Origin of the sequence: Burkholderia sp. COPS, assembly GCF_019425585.1 — a bacterium.
Taxonomy (GTDB): Bacteria; Pseudomonadota; Gammaproteobacteria; order Burkholderiales; family Burkholderiaceae; genus Burkholderia; species Burkholderia cepacia.
On sequence record NZ_WIXR01000047.1, the window covers coordinates 65,497 to 78,009 of the forward strand.

Sequence of the window (12,513 nt, forward strand, 5' to 3'; positions counted from 1 at the left end):
TGCAGGAAAGAGCGGTGGCGGTCACGCCGCGCAAGAAATAAAGCCGGAGCGGTTTCCGGTACACAAATTGGACAGAAGTGGAGAATCAAGCATGAGCGGTCAAAACCAGACCCCGTACTATTTCGTGCCGCATCCGTCGCACCATCCGATCAGTGCGGCCACCGGCCTGCTGGTCATGCTCGGATCGGCGGCGCTGTGGATCAACGGTCACGACTGGGCGCCGTTTACGGCACTGCTCGGCCTGCTGTGGTTGCTCTTCACGCTGTATCACTGGTTCGGCGACGCGATCGCCGAGTCGGAAGGCGGTCATTACGGCAAGAACGTCGACAAGTCGTACCGCTGGAGCATGAGCTGGTTCATCTTCTCGGAAGTCATGTTCTTCGGCGCGTTCTTCGGCGCGCTGTTCTATGCACGTGAAATCGCGCTGCACCAGCTCGGCAGCCTCGACTACAAGCTGATCTGGCCGGATTTCTCCGCCGTGTGGCCGAACGAAGGCCCGGCAGCACTCGCCGGTCACTTCAAGACGATGGGCCCGTGGCCGATCCCGACGCTGAACACCGCGTTCCTGCTGTCGTCGGGCGTGACGCTGACGATCTCGCACCACGCGCTGCGTGACGACCATCGCAAGAAGGCGATCGCATGGCTGGCCGCGACGCTCGTGTTCGGTATCTGCTTCCTGTTCCTGCAGGGCTTCGAGTACTACCACGCGTACAACGAACTGAACCTGACGCTGAACTCGGGCGTGTACGGTTCGACGTTCTTCCTGCTGACGGGCTTCCACGGCTTCCACGTGTTCCTCGGCGGCACGATGCTCGCGGTGGTGCTGGTGCGGATGATCCGCGGCCACTTCAAGCCCGATCACCACTTCGCATTCGAAGGCGCCGCGTGGTACTGGCACTTCGTCGACGTCGTCTGGCTCGGCCTGTACGTCGTCGTCTACTGGCTGTAAATGGAAAAACGGCCCGCGCAGCAATGCGCGGGCCGTTTTCATTGGTGTCGTGGGCGCGGCAGCGAGGCTGCGAGCGACACCACCCTGGCGCCGCCGCGACTCAGTCAGGCGGCGCTTTTGCTTGGTGGCGCGGCCGTGCGGCGAAATGTCACAGCGGCAGCCGCGGCAGCGACATCAACGCCCGATCGGCAGGCCGGTCGAATGGATCCAGCCCATCCAGTTCGCGATCAGGATGAGCAGGAACAGCGAGACCGACAGCCCGACGCGGGTGGCGAGCGACCAGACCATGCGTTTCGTGTGGCCGCGGTCGTGCATCATGAAGTAGAGCGCCGAGCCCATGCTGGCAATGATGAGGACGAAGGCGATGGGAACGAGTATGTGCATGACACGAACCGGACGACGGCAATTCGGAAGGAAGAGGATAATTATCGCACTTCGCATTCCGGCACATGCCGGGCGGGCCGCATGATGAAGATTCGCTGGCTGCCTGCGCTGCTGATTCTCGTCGTCGTCGCGGTCACGATCCGTCTCGGTTTCTGGCAGCGCGACCGCGCGCACCAGAAGGAAGCGCTGCAGGCGAGCATCGAGCGCTACGAGCAGGCGGCGCCCGTCGACGTCGGCGCGCAGCCGATGCCGCTCGCGTCGATCGAGTTTCACCGCGTGCGGGCGAAGGGCCGTTTCCTGCCTGAACAGGCGGTGTTCCTCGACAATCGGCCGTATAACGACCAGCCGGGTTTTTACGTCGTGATGCCGTTTAAACTCACGGGCGGCGGCGTCGTGCTCGTGAACCGCGGCTGGCTGCCGCGCAATATCGCCGATCGCACGGCGATCGAGCCGTTCGCGACGCCGGCGGGCGACGTCGAGATCGTGGGCATCGCGCGTGCCGACGCGTCGCGTGCGTTCGAGCTCGGCGAAGGCGGGTCGGCGGCGCACCAGAAGATCCGGCAGAACCTGGACGTCGCCGCGTATGCGAAGGAAACCGGGCTGCCGCTGCAGCCGTTCGTGATCCAGCAGACGAGCGACGACGGCGACAAGCTCGTGCGCGACTGGCCGGCGGCGACGACCGGCGTCGAGCGCAATTACGGTTACATGTTTCAGTGGTGGGCGATGGCGGCGGCCGCGCTCGGCTTCGGCCTGTACGCCGCGCGGCGTGCGGCGAAGAAGTCGTCCGGCGCGTGAGCGCCATGCCAGGACGCGGCGCCGGCGCCGCGGGTTCGTTTCGAGAGGTCTGATTTGTCCATGCAATCTTCCCGTCAGGGTTCGGCCGCTGCGCCGATGTCGCCGGCGGCCCGCAAGCGCGGCCGCTGGATGCTCGTGCTGCTGGGTCTCGTGTGCGCGGCACCGATGATCGCGTCGTACTTCACCTATTACGTGATCAAGCCGAAGGGCGGCTCGACGAACTACGGCACGCTGATCGAGCCGCAGCGTCCGATCCCCGCGGATCTGCAGGTGACCGACGAAACCGGCAAGACCGTGCCGCTGTCGTCGCTGCGCGGCGTGTGGCTGTTCGTGATGACCGACCGCAGCGCGTGTGACGACGCATGCGCGCAGAAGCTCTATTTCATGCGCCAGATCCGCGTCACGCAGGCAGGCGAGCGGCACCGGATCACGATGGTGTGGCTGCGCAGCGACGCGGGCGCGATGCCGCAGAAGGTGCTGGATGCCTATCCCGACACGCGCCGGCTCGTCGCCGATCCGGCCGCGGTGGCCGCATGGCTGCCGGCCGATGCCGGCACGAAGGACAGCGACCACCTCTACTTGGTCGACCCGAACGGCAACCTGATGATGCGTTTCCCTAAGGATCCGAACCCCAGCAAGATCAAGTCGGACGTGACGAAGCTGCTGAAGTGGTCGAGCATCGGCTAAGGCAAGACGAGAGGCAAAGAACCGATGTCGTATCTACTGCAACTCGGCCTGATCGGCCTGTGCATCGCGCTGCTGCCGCTGTCGTACGTGTGGGTGAAGGCCGACGACAACAAGTTTCGCAAGCTGGTGTGGATCACCACCTTCCTGACGCTCGACCTCGTGATGTTCGGCGGCTTCACGCGGCTGACCGACTCGGGGCTCGGCTGCCCTGACTGGCCGGGCTGCTACGGCACGTCGTCGCCGTTCATCGCGCACGCCGCGATCACGGCCGCGCACCAGGCGATGCCGACGGGCCCCGTCAGCATGACGAAGGCGTGGATCGAGATGATCCACCGCTATTTCGCGATGGCGATCGGCGTGCTGATCATCGCGCAGGTCGTGATCGCGTGGTCCGCGAGGCTGCGCCGCCGCCCGCTGCACGTGTCGCCGTGGTGGCCGACGAGCCTGCTGCTGCTGATCCTCGTGCAGGGCGCGTTCGGCGCGTGGACGGTCACGATGAAGCTGCAGCCGGTGATCGTCACGATCCACCTGCTGCTCGGCCTCACGCTGCTCGGCACGCTCGGGTGGCTTGCGGCGCGGCAGACGCCGCTGCCGTCGTACGATCCGGAAGCCGGCCGTTATCGCGCGGCCGCGCTCGCGGCGCTCGTGCTGCTGGTCGTGCAGATCGCGCTCGGCGGCTGGGTGAGCACCAACTACGCGGTGCTCGCATGCACCGACTTCCCGACCTGCAACGGCCAGTGGATTCCGCCGATGGACTTCCAGCACGGCTTCCACCTGTGGCGCGCGCTCGGAATGACGAAGGACGGCGACGCGATCACGCAGGACGCGCTGGTCGCGATCCACTGGACGCACCGCACGTTCGCGTTCGTCGTGGTCGCGTATCTGGTCGCGTTCGCGCTGAAGATGCGCCGCTTCGAATCGCTGCGGCGGCCCGCGAACGGCGTGCTGCTGGTCGTCCTGCTGCAGTTCGTGACGGGCCTGACCAACATCGTGCTGCAGTGGCCGCTGCCGGTCGCCGTCGCGCACAACGGCGGGGCCGCGATCCTGCTGCTGCTCGTCGTCATGTTAAACTTTCGCATCCTTTCAAGCCGCCCCGGCCGTGTCGCGCAGCCTGCGCGCGACGCCGCCCCGGCGTGACCGCCCCCATGCAAAGCACCCTCTCCCAATCGCCCGGTAGCCGCTTTTCCCAGTACATGGCGCTGACGAAGCCGCGTGTCACGCAGCTCGCGGTGTTCTGCGCGGTGATCGGCATGTTCCTCGCGACGCCGGGCATGGTGCCGTGGCACGTGCTGATCGGCGGTACGGTCGGCATCTGGCTGCTGGCCGGCGCGGCGTTCGCGATCAACTGCCTCGTCGAACAGAAGATCGACGCGATGATGCGCCGTACCGCGTGGCGCCCGTCCGCGCGCGGCGAGATCACGACGCCGCAGATCCTGCTGTTCTCGGCCGTGCTCGGCAGCGTCGGCGCATGGACGCTCTACACGTTCACGAACCCGCTGACGATGTGGCTGACGATCGCCACCTTCGTCGGTTATGCGGTGATCTACACGCTGCTGCTCAAGCCGATGACGCCGCAGAACATCGTGATCGGCGGCGCGTCGGGCGCGATGCCGCCGGCACTCGGGTGGGCCGCGGTCACCGGCGCGGTGCCGGGCGACGCGTGGATCCTCGTGCTGATCATCTTCGTGTGGACGCCGCCGCATTTCTGGGTGCTCGCGCTGTATCGCCGCAAGGATTACGAAAACGCGGGGCTGCCGATGCTGCCCGTCACGCACGGCGAGAAGTTCACGCGGCTGCACATCCTGCTGTACACGGTGATCCTGTTCGCGGTCACGCTGATGCCGTTCATCTCCGGGATGAGCGGGGCCGTCTACCTGACGAGCGCGGTGCTGCTCGGCGCGGTGTTCCTCGCGTATGCGTGGAAGATCCATCGCGACTATTCGGACGAACTCGCCCGCAAGGCCTTCCGCTACTCGATCGTCTACCTGTCGCTGCTGTTTGCCGCGCTGCTCGTCGATCACTATGCACGCCCGCTGCTCGGCGTGTAACCGCACGGTTTGAACGCAATGCTCCAATCACGGTTCGGGCGCCGCGCGCGCCAAGGCTGGATGCTCGCATGCGCATTCACGGCAGCGCTGCTGCTCGCCGGATGCGACAACGCGCCGAAATTCCAGAATCTCGACATCACCGGCAACACGCAGTTCGGCAGCGACTTCTCGCTGCCCGATACGGCCGGCAAGGTGCGCACGCTCGGCGATTTCAAGGGCAAGGCCGTCGTGATGTTCTTCGGTTATACGCACTGCCCGGACGTGTGCCCGACGACGATGGCCGAGCTGTCCGAAGCGTTGAAGCAGCTCGGGCCCGATGCCGCGAAACGCGTGCAGGTGCTGTTCGTCACCGTCGACCCGGAGCGTGACACGCCGGCGCTGCTCGGCCAGTACGTGCCCGCGTTCGATCCGTCGTTCATCGGCCTGCGGCCGGCCGACGAAGCCGCGCTGAAGAAGGTCACGAAGGATTTCCGCGTGTACTACGCGAAGGTGCCCGGCAAGACGCCCGGCAGCTACACGATGGATCACACCGCCGCGAGCTACGTGTTCGACCGCGACGGCAAGCTGCGCCTGTTCGTGCGTGACGGCCAGGGCCCCGGCCCGTGGGTCCACGACCTGAAGCTGCTGGTCGACTGACCGGCAGCCGCCGGGCGCCCGGCCCGGCGTTGCGTGTGACGGCCGTCACGCGCCGTCACCCTGGTTCTCTCCTCGTTGTTCGCATGCGCCGCCCGTCGGGCGGCGTGTCGGCGCGCGCGCATCGCGCACGCGTCGCATGTCGCGTTACGGCAGCGCGGGTACGTTGAAGCCGGATGCGGCACGCGTGATCCGGAATTCCGTCACGCGATACGTGGCAAGCCCCTCGGTGACGAACGGATCGGTCTTCAGGATCGCGTCCAGCTCGTCGCGATCGATGCGGGCCGCGAGGATCACGCCGCCTTCGCGCGGCACCTTCGGCCCGGCCGCGATGAAGATGCCCTTGTCGAACTGCGGCTGCAGGAATGCGCGATGGCGTTCGAGCGCATCGTCGATGTGTTCGAGCGATGCGGTGTAGTGGATGTCGATGACGTACATGGATGGCCCCCGGAATGGTGCCGGCTCCTCGTGTGCCGGCGAGCCGGTCTTTTTAGCACAGCGGATGCGGGCTGTCGCGCTGCGGGCGGCCGGCCGACCGGCGGTTTGCCGCACCCGCGCGTATTCAAGTTGTAAGCCTCGGTGCCGTAAATAAAAAGGCAAGCGTTTGCGCGGGGCGGGCCGTTCGCGCGCAGCGTGCGCATCGACATCGACAAAGGCACGCAGATGAGCAGAATGAGTTTGAACCGCAAGCTGTGGCTCGCGCTTGCGCTGGTATGGGTCGGTCTGCTGGGCGTCGGCGCATGGAGCGCATACGAGACGCGCGCGACGATGCTCGCCGAACGCAAGGCAGGCATCGCGAATCTCGTCGACTCGGCGGCGGGCATCGTGAAGGCGTATCACGCACTCGCGCAGGGCGGCACGTTGCCCGAGGCCGACGCGAAGCGCGACGCGCTCGCGAGCCTGGCCGCGATGCGCTATGGCGATTCGGGCTATGTGTTCGTGATGGACTCGAAGCCGGTCGTGCTGATGCATCCGACGCTGCCGAAGCTGGTCGGCACGCAGGTCGGCGACTATCTCGACCCGGACGGCAAGCCGCTGTTCGTCACGATCCTGAACGCCGCGAAGGAAACCGGCAGCGGCTTCGCCGAGTACCGCGGGCGCCTGCCGCACAGCGAAACCGCCGTGCCGAAGATCAGCTACGTCACGCGCTTCACGCCGTGGGACTGGAACATCTCGAGCGGCGTCTTCCTGAAGGACATCGACACCATCTATTACCGGACGCTGCTCGGCCACCTCGCGGTCGTGTTCGTGATCGGCTTCGTGATCAGCGCGGCGATGCTGGTGATCATCCGCAACGTGCGCGGCAGCCTCGGCGGCGAGCCCGACGAAGCGGCCGCGCTCGCGGCGCGCATCGCGCAGGGCGACCTGACGCAGCCGGTGCCCGTGCGCGCGGGCGACCGTACGAGCATGATGGCCGCGATGCACGACATGCAGGCCCGCCTGCAGGCGACGATCGGCGGGATTCGCCAGTCGGCCGGATCGATCGCATCGGCGAGCCGCCAGATCTCCGCCGGCAACGACGACCTGTCGCAGCGCACCGAGGAGCAGGCCGCGTCGCTGGAGGAAACCGCCGCGAGCATGGAGCAGCTGACCGCGACGGTGAAGCAGAACGCCGACAACGCGCGACAGGCGAGCGGGCTCGCGAACAACGCATCGGAGATCGCGCGCACGGGGAGCGACGTCGTGAACCGCGTGATCGGCACGATGGGCGAGATCGACGACAGCTCGCGCAAGATCGCCGACATCATCGGCGTGATCGAGGGCATCGCGTTCCAGACCAACATCCTCGCGCTGAACGCGGCGGTCGAAGCCGCGCGCGCGGGCGAGCAGGGCCGCGGCTTCGCGGTGGTCGCGGGCGAAGTGCGCTCGCTCGCGCAGCGCAGCGCGACGGCTGCGAAGGAGATCCGCGAGCTGATCGTCGACTCGGTCGAGCGCGTGCGCAACGGCTCGACGCTGGTCGGCCAGGCCGGCACGACGATGGGCGAGATCCTGCAGGCCGTCGCGCGCGTGACCGACATCATGGGCGAGATCGCGGCCGCGTCCGAGGAGCAGGCGAGCGGCATCACGCAGGTCGGGCGCGCGGTCACGCAGATGGATCAGGTGACGCAGCAGAACGCGGCGCTCGTCGAAGAAGCGGCGGCGGCGGCCGCGTCGCTGCAGGAACAGGCCGCGCGGCTGCGCGATGCGGTCGGCGCGTTCCGGGTCGTCGATGCAGACGGCCTGTCGTCGCGCCGGGCCGGCGGGCAGACGGGCGAGCCTGCATTCGGCACGAAGGCGGCCGACCATGCGACGGCGGCGTGACGCGCACCGGCTGACGCGCACGTCGCTCAAACGCAACTAACGGCCGAGTCGCGCAGCTTCCGCCGGCACCGCTGCGGTGCATACCCATATGAGCGGGATGTATTTCACTTCCCGCCGATCCTGTGACACCATTTGCCCCTTCCTGCGAGTCGGGGCTTACCCGTATCGCGCCCTATTTTCAGTAAGCAAGAAAGCGAGAAACAGATGAAGCGTCGCAGTCTCCTGAAGGTATTTTCCGTGCTGGCCACCGGCGCAGCGCTGACGCTGTCGGCAGGCGCGCACGCCGAAGACAAGGTGATCAAGGTCGGCACGGTGGCCGGCCCGGATGCGGAAGTGTGGCAGCTCGTGCAGAAGGTCGCGAAGGAGAAGGAAGGCCTGAACGTGAAGGTCATCGAGTTCAACGACTACGTGCAGCCGAACGCGGCGCTCGATTCGGGCGACCTCGACGCGAACAGCTTCCAGCACCAGCCCTACCTCGACAGCCAGGTGAAGCAGCGCGGCTACAAGATCGTCAGCGCGGGCCTGACCTACATCTCGCCGATCGGCGTGTACTCGAAGAAGTTCAAGACGCTGAAGGACCTGCCGCAAGGCGCGAAGCTCGCGGTGCCGAACGATCCGTCGAACGAGAACCGCGCGCTGCTGCTGCTGCAGACGCAAGGCGTGATCAAGCTGAAGGCGGGCGCCGGCACGGGCGGCAACAACGCGACGGTGCTCGACATCGCCGAGAACCCGAAGAAGCTGAAGATCTCCGAACTCGACGCCGCGCAACTGCCGCGCGTGCTGTCGGACGTCGACGCGGCCGTGATCAACACGAACTACGCGCTCGCCGCGAACCTGCAGCCGACCAAGGACGCGATCGCGCTCGAATCGCTGACGAGCCCGTACGCGAACCTGATCGCCGTGCGCGCGAAGGACAAGGACCAGCCGTGGGTGAAGAAGCTGGTCAAGGCGTACCAGTCGCCGGAAGTGCGCGAATTCATCAAGAAGCAGTTCAAGGGCTCGATGGTCGCGTCGTTCTGAACGCCGCACACCGGCCAGACAGCTGAACGAAAGGGCCTGCATCGCGCAGGCCCTTTTTCATTGGCGCGGCCGGGCGGGGGGCCGCGGGATGCCGCGTTCGGCGCCGTCTCACATCTCGCCGCGCCGCGAGCAGATCGACATGATCTGCTGGATCGCATAGTTGTCGCGCACGCCTGGCAGCGACTGCACGACGCACTCGTGAAAGCGCCGCTCGCGCGGCAGCAGCATCGCGTTGTTGCGGTACAGCGCGTCGCACGAGCGCTGGATCAACTGGGCCGCCGCACCGTTGCGGCTCTCGCGCAGCGCATTGAGCATGCAGTCGTCGTATTGCGCGCTGCCGTCGGTCAGCGCGAACGCCGCTCCCGGCAACGCCAGCGCGACAGCCGCGAATGCGATGGCTCGGATCCCCCGTTTCATGTCGCCTCCGATGGCGTGGACTGGGTCGGCCGACAGCATAACGTAAAGCCGCGAGCACGGCTGACGCGTTGCGCCGGCCCCGGCCGAAACCGCCGCCGGCCGGGCTTCGCGCGCGGTCGCGGCGCCCCGGCGGGCGCCGCGGCCCGGCCTCTTCAAGAAAGCCGGGAGTCAGGCGGTGGTCTGCGGAAATGGTATCCTCGTGCGTTCGCCGCTGCGCGCCTTCCCGGGGCGCGCACGGGCCGGCCGCCACCGCGTCGCACGCGTGGCGGCGCCCGCACGACGGCGGCGGGAATCCATCATCCAGAACCGACACAATACGGGGGAGACACACCCATGAAGCGTTTCAAGACTTTCGCGATCCGTTCGATCACGGCCGGCGTGGCCGCACTCGCGCTGGCCGGTGCCGCGCACGCCCAGACCGTCAAGGTGCTGTCGATCGTCGACCACCCGGCGCTCGATGCGATCCGCGACGGCGTGCGCGCCGAACTGAAGGCGGAAGGTTACGGCGACGACAAGCTCAAGTGGGAATACCAGAGCGCGCAGGGCAATACGGGCACGGCCGCGCAGATCGCGCGCAAGTTCGTCGGCGACCAGCCCGACGTGATCGTCGCGATCGCGACGCCGGCCGCGCAGGCGGTGGTTGCATCGACGAAGAGCGTGCCGGTCGTCTATTCGGGCGTGACCGATCCGGTCGCCGCGCAGCTCGTGAAGGGCTGGGGCCCGTCGGGCACCAACGTGACGGGCGTGTCCGACAAGCTGCCGCTCGATCGCCAGGTCGCGCTGATCAAGCGCGTCGTGCCCAACGCGAAGACGGTCGGCATGGTCTACAACCCGGGCGAGGCGAATTCGGTCGTCGTCGTGAAGGAGCTGAAGGACATCCTCGCGAAGCAGGGGATGACGCTGAAGGAAGCGGCCGCGCCGCGTACCGTCGACATCGGCCCGGCCGCGAAAAGCCTGATCGGCAAGGTCGACGTGATCTACACGAACACCGACAACAACGTCGTGTCCGCGTACGAAGCGCTCGTGAAGGTCGCGAACGAAGCGAAGATCCCGCTCGTCGCCGGCGACACCGACAGCGTGAAGCGCGGCGGCATCGCGGCGCTCGGCATCAACTACGGCGACCTCGGCCGCCAGACGGGCAAGGTCGTCGCGCGCATCCTGAAGGGCGAGAAGCCGGGCGCGATCGCGTCGGAAACGAGCAGCAACCTCGAGCTGTTCGCGAACACGGGCGCGGCCGCGAAGCAGGGCGTGACGCTCGCGCCGGATCTGCTCAAGGACGCGAAGACGGTCATCAAGTAAGCCGCGGCCCGAGCGCCGCGCCTGCAGGCCCGATCCGGGCCTGAACGACACCGCCGGACGGGCGGCTCCCACCCGGGGCCGCCCGTTCGCTTCGCCCGGCCGTACACGTCCGGCCGGGAAGCAACAGGATTTCCCCATCATGTCTCTGTTCTCGTTTCTGGGCGCCCTGGAGATCGGCCTGATCTTCAGCCTCGTCGCCCTCGGGGTGCTGATCTCGTTTCGCATCCTCAACTTCCCCGACCTCACCGTCGACGGCAGCTTTCCGCTCGGCGGCGCCGTCGCCGCGACGCTGATCTCCGCCGGCTACGACCCGTTCAGCTCGACCTGCATCGCGATCGTCGCGGGCGCGGTGGCCGGCTTCATCACCGGCTGGCTCAACGTGCGCCTGAAGATCATGGACCTGCTCGCCAGCATCCTGATGATGATCGCGCTCTATTCGGTGAACCTGCGGATCATGGGCCGGCCGAACGTGCCGCTCATCACCGAGCCGACCGTCTTCACCGTGCTGCAGCCCGACTGGATGCCCGATTACGTGCTGCGCCCCGCGCTGCTCGCGATCGTCGTCGTGGTCGCGAAGCTCGGCCTCGACTGGTTCTTCTCGTCGCAGCTCGGCCTCGCGATGCGCGCGACCGGCGCGAACCCGCGGATGGCGCGCGCGCAGGGCATCGCGACCGGCCGCGCGACGCTCGCCGGGATGGCGCTGTCGAACGCGCTCGTCGCGCTCGCCGGTGCGTTGTTCGCGCAGACGCAGGGCGGCGCGGACATCTCGATGGGGATCGGCACGATCGTGATCGGGCTGGCCGCGGTGATCATCGGCGAGACGCTGCTGCCGGCGCGCCGGCTCGTGCTGACGACGCTCGCCGTCGTGCTCGGCGCGATCGTCTACCGCTTCTTCATCGCGCTTGCGCTGAACAGCGAATTCATCGGGCTGAAGGCGCAGGACCTGAATCTCGTGACGGCCGCGCTCGTCACGATCGCGCTGGTGCTGCCGGCAACGCGCAAGAAGCTGTTCGCGCGCAAGAACGGAGGGGCCTGACATGCTGTCCGCACAAGACCTGAAACTGACGTTCAATCCCGGCACGCCGATCGAGACGCGCGCGCTGCGCGGGCTGTCGCTCGAGATTCCCGACGGCCAGTTCGTCGCGGTGATCGGCTCGAACGGCGCCGGCAAATCGACCTTCCTCAATGCGATCAGCGGCGACCAGGCCGTCGATGCGGGACGCATCTCGATCGACGGCACGGACGTCACGCGCAAGGCCGCGTGGGATCGCGCGCACCTCGTCGCGCGTGTGTTCCAGGATCCGATGGCCGGCACCTGCGAGGCGTTGACGATCGAGGAGAACATGGCGCTCGCGATGGCGCGCGGCGCGCGGCGCGGCTTTCGCGCGGCGCTCGACCGGCCGTCGCGCGAGCTGTTCCGCGACAAGCTGCGGCTGCTGAACCTCGGGCTGGAAAACCGGTTGACCGACCGGATCGGGCTGCTGTCGGGCGGCCAGCGGCAGGCGGTGAGCCTGTTGATGGCGTCGCTGCGGCCGTCGCGGATCCTGCTGCTCGACGAGCACACGGCCGCGCTCGACCCGAAGACGGCCGCGTTCGTGCTGGAGCTGACCGCGCGCATCGTCGCCGAGAGCAAGCTGACGACGATGATGGTCACGCACAGCATGCGGCAGGCGCTCGACTACGGCGACCGCACGGTGATGCTGCACCAGGGGCAGGTCGTGCTCGACGTGTCGGGCGACGCGCGCAAGGGGCTCGACGTGCCGGACCTGCTGCAGATGTTCGAGAAGGTGCGTCACGAGCAGCTCGACGACGACGCGCTGCTGCTCGGCTGACGGGCGGCTGGCGGGCCGGCGCGGCGCGGGGTGTTGCATCGTGCCGGTTCGCGTGAGGGGTGGCGTGCCGGCCCGGCGAATCAGCCCGACGAGTCAGCCCGACGAATTGGGGTGGCGCGGTGGGGCGGCAATTCGGCCCGGTTGGCGG

At 67.4% G+C, this 12,513-nt stretch carries 13 protein-coding genes and 1 pseudogene; 11 read left to right on the forward strand and 3 right to left on the reverse strand.

Annotation, left to right across the window (positions count from 1 at the left end):
- The first annotated feature begins 91 nt into the window (after nucleotides 1-91).
- Complete coding sequence (locus FOZ70_RS31010) at nucleotides 92-949, forward strand: cytochrome c oxidase subunit 3 (RefSeq protein ID WP_021163749.1); 858 nt, start codon at nucleotides 92-94, stop codon at nucleotides 947-949.
- Between the two features lie 174 nt (nucleotides 950-1,123).
- Here FOZ70_RS31010 and FOZ70_RS31015 read toward each other — a convergent pair whose 3' ends face one another.
- Complete coding sequence (locus FOZ70_RS31015; protein ID WP_011353273.1) at nucleotides 1,124-1,333, reverse strand: twin transmembrane helix small protein; 210 nt, start codon at nucleotides 1,331-1,333, stop codon at nucleotides 1,124-1,126.
- A gap of 84 nt (nucleotides 1,334-1,417) precedes the next feature.
- Between FOZ70_RS31015 and FOZ70_RS31020 the strand changes: the two genes are divergently transcribed.
- From FOZ70_RS31020 to FOZ70_RS31040, 5 genes and pseudogenes are all read left to right on the forward strand, one after another.
- On the forward strand, nucleotides 1,418-2,128 hold the full coding sequence (locus tag FOZ70_RS31020) for an SURF1 family protein (protein WP_042978157.1): 711 nt from the start codon (nucleotides 1,418-1,420) through the stop codon (nucleotides 2,126-2,128).
- 114 nt (nucleotides 2,129-2,242) lie between these two features.
- Nucleotides 2,243-2,815 (forward strand): annotated as a pseudogene (locus FOZ70_RS31025) (cytochrome C oxidase subunit I); the annotation flags it as partial.
- A 24-nt stretch (nucleotides 2,816-2,839) separates the two neighbouring features.
- Complete coding sequence (locus FOZ70_RS31030; RefSeq protein WP_021163752.1) at nucleotides 2,840-3,952, forward strand: COX15/CtaA family protein; 1,113 nt, start codon at nucleotides 2,840-2,842, stop codon at nucleotides 3,950-3,952.
- An 8-nt stretch (nucleotides 3,953-3,960) separates the two neighbouring features.
- On the forward strand, nucleotides 3,961-4,863 hold the full coding sequence (gene cyoE / locus FOZ70_RS31035; RefSeq protein WP_006477738.1) for a heme o synthase: 903 nt from the start codon (nucleotides 3,961-3,963) through the stop codon (nucleotides 4,861-4,863).
- 18 nt (nucleotides 4,864-4,881) lie between these two features.
- A complete protein-coding gene (locus FOZ70_RS31040; protein ID WP_042978155.1) occupies nucleotides 4,882-5,499 on the forward strand; it encodes an SCO family protein in 618 nt (205 codons plus the stop codon).
- Between the two features lie 144 nt (nucleotides 5,500-5,643).
- Here the strand turns inward: FOZ70_RS31040 and FOZ70_RS31045 are convergent, their stop codons facing one another.
- Entirely contained in the window at nucleotides 5,644-5,934 is a 291-nt protein-coding gene (locus FOZ70_RS31045; protein WP_021163754.1) for a YciI family protein, read from the reverse strand.
- Between the two features lie 225 nt (nucleotides 5,935-6,159).
- On the opposite strand from FOZ70_RS31045, the gene FOZ70_RS31050 reads away from it, so the two are divergent.
- Together FOZ70_RS31050 and FOZ70_RS31055 are read left to right on the forward strand one after the other, a co-directional pair.
- On the forward strand, nucleotides 6,160-7,797 hold the full coding sequence (locus tag FOZ70_RS31050; RefSeq protein WP_219707489.1) for a methyl-accepting chemotaxis protein: 1,638 nt from the start codon (nucleotides 6,160-6,162) through the stop codon (nucleotides 7,795-7,797).
- 204 nt (nucleotides 7,798-8,001) lie between these two features.
- Nucleotides 8,002-8,817, forward strand: a complete 816-nt coding sequence (locus FOZ70_RS31055) for a MetQ/NlpA family ABC transporter substrate-binding protein (protein WP_048025688.1) — start codon at nucleotides 8,002-8,004, stop codon at nucleotides 8,815-8,817.
- A 108-nt stretch (nucleotides 8,818-8,925) separates the two neighbouring features.
- Here FOZ70_RS31055 and FOZ70_RS31060 read toward each other — a convergent pair whose 3' ends face one another.
- A complete protein-coding gene (locus tag FOZ70_RS31060) occupies nucleotides 8,926-9,234 on the reverse strand; it encodes a VF_A0006 family four-cysteine protein (protein WP_021164244.1) in 309 nt (102 codons plus the stop codon).
- A 333-nt stretch (nucleotides 9,235-9,567) separates the two neighbouring features.
- Between FOZ70_RS31060 and FOZ70_RS31065 the strand changes: the two genes are divergently transcribed.
- The 3 genes from FOZ70_RS31065 to FOZ70_RS31075 all read left to right on the forward strand — a co-directional run bounded on the left by FOZ70_RS31065 (nucleotide 9,568) and on the right by FOZ70_RS31075 (nucleotide 12,365).
- Complete coding sequence (locus FOZ70_RS31065; protein WP_059498612.1) at nucleotides 9,568-10,533, forward strand: ABC transporter substrate-binding protein; 966 nt, start codon at nucleotides 9,568-9,570, stop codon at nucleotides 10,531-10,533.
- Nucleotides 10,534-10,672: 139 nt separating this feature from the next.
- The gene (locus FOZ70_RS31070) at nucleotides 10,673-11,569 is read left to right on the forward strand and encodes an ABC transporter permease (protein WP_021163152.1); all 897 of its coding nucleotides are present in this window, start codon (nucleotides 10,673-10,675) and stop codon (nucleotides 11,567-11,569) included.
- Between the two features lies 1 nt (nucleotide 11,570).
- On the forward strand, nucleotides 11,571-12,365 hold the full coding sequence (locus FOZ70_RS31075; RefSeq protein ID WP_021163153.1) for an ABC transporter ATP-binding protein: 795 nt from the start codon (nucleotides 11,571-11,573) through the stop codon (nucleotides 12,363-12,365).
- The last annotated feature ends 148 nt before the right edge of the window (nucleotides 12,366-12,513 follow it).